The organism is Sphingopyxis sp. sgz302558, assembly GCF_057220455.1.
Map to the genome: position 1 here is coordinate 1 of NZ_JBXPUZ010000025.1, position 1,479 is coordinate 1,479.

Genomic DNA, 1,479 nt, shown 5'->3' on the forward strand with positions numbered 1-1,479 from the left:
GGCTTTGCGGCATCATCGAGCGAGAAGTCGAGGTCCGCCGTCGTGAACCCCGTGATCTCGAGATCATAGCCGTCCCCGAACAAGATGTTCAGTTCGTTAGCGAGGAGGTCTTGGTCCCATTCGCTGAGCTCGGCGATGCGGTTCTCCGCCAGCGCAAAAGCGCGGCGGTCGGCATCGGTTAAAAAGCGCGTGCGGATTACCGGGACCATTTCGAGGTCCAGCTGCGCCGAGGCCTCCCAGCGGCCATGGCCCGCCGCAATCATATCGGCATCGTCGATGATGATCGGCACCAGAAAGCCGAAGCGCTTGATGCTCGCGGCGATCTGCTTCAGCTGCTTGGCGCTATGTTTACGCGCGTTGGTCGGGTTGGGCCGCAGGCTTGCGCGCGGCACATATTCTATATGCGGGTTGGTAATGGACTTGGTCATCAGGGGCTCCTCGAAAATAGGAGCTGACCAGTTATCGCCGTTCCAAGGCTACGCTAAGGACAATAAATCGGCTGGATGGGAGCAAAGGCTTCGAGGTGGTAGCCCTGCTGAGCTTTGGGCGCGCCGTCTTGCCAGTCACCAGTGAGCGGGAAAAAATCTTCAAACCGCATTGGTTTTCCCGCAAACTCTCGGCGGATACGGCGGATCATGTTTACCAGTGCGGTATCAGTCACATGAGGTTCGATCACATCGACGAAGTGTCGAACAGTCTGACCTGATGGAGAGTGTAGGCGTGGTGCATAGTCGCTGTTCTTCGTTCGCTGTCCTATAACCGGCTTGCCCGTCGCCTCAATATAGGCAGCAATCAGCGCCGCCACATAATGTTGCAGCAGATAGCTGTTGGGACGCCCGCGCCTTGCCCGCGTGTTCGCAGCAACCTCGGCCGCCGCGGCTTCAACATAGGGTTTGTGCTTGAGCTCGAGCGGCGCATTCCCTTCCAGCCCTGCCAACTCCCGCGCCTTCAAATTGATCAGCAGTTCAAGCTCCAAATGGAGTCGCGTTTCGGGTGTCTGTTCGACCGGCCTAATGTCGCCACGCTCGATCCGGGCCAGATGCCGCTTCAGCCGAGCCAGGGATTGATTGAAGGTCGCGCGCTGGGCTGCTGACACCTCGCGAACCGACCGGTAGCTCCTTTCCAGCAGCTCCATGCGCCGCATAAATTTAGAGCGAATCTCCTCGATCCGCGCCGGGTCGTTGGCTAGGTTCGGCGTCTCAGGAACGCTAAGCGGATTGAGCGTGGGTGGGCGTGGCATCGAATAATTCTACGCGATCATCTGGGTCAGGCAAGCACGCCGGCGTTTCCTGCACCGCCGCATAAATTGCCTGCATTGGCGTTTAGGGAAATTCCGTTGTGCAAGCGCAGAAATGCATGGGCTTTGGTCTGCAACGGACCCCTAAATCAGCTCTGAAATGCAAAAATCCCTGCAGAATCCCTGTACAACAGGGAAATGGCACACAGAGACCCGTGCGCCACGGACTGCGTGGCGCACCA

General features: G+C 58.3%; 2 protein-coding genes. Both read right to left on the reverse strand.

Annotated features, from left to right (window positions below):
* Positions 1-428 (reverse strand): ParB/Srx family N-terminal domain-containing protein (locus AC2TC0_RS16145; RefSeq protein WP_484718474.1); only part of this gene is annotated, 428 nt, incomplete at its 3' end.
* A 53-nt stretch (positions 429-481) separates the two neighbouring features.
* Positions 482-1,240: a hypothetical protein gene (locus AC2TC0_RS16150; protein WP_484718475.1), complete on the reverse strand. Its 759-nt coding sequence runs from the start codon at positions 1,238-1,240 to the stop codon at positions 482-484.
* Positions 1,241-1,479: the final 239 nt, after the last annotated feature.

Bases quoted from the DNA above. Each gene is read 5' to 3' on its own strand.
- AC2TC0_RS16150 (WP_484718475.1), bottom strand. From the start codon at position 1,240: ATGCCACGCCCACCCACGCTCAATCCGCTTAGCGTTCCTGAGACGCCG.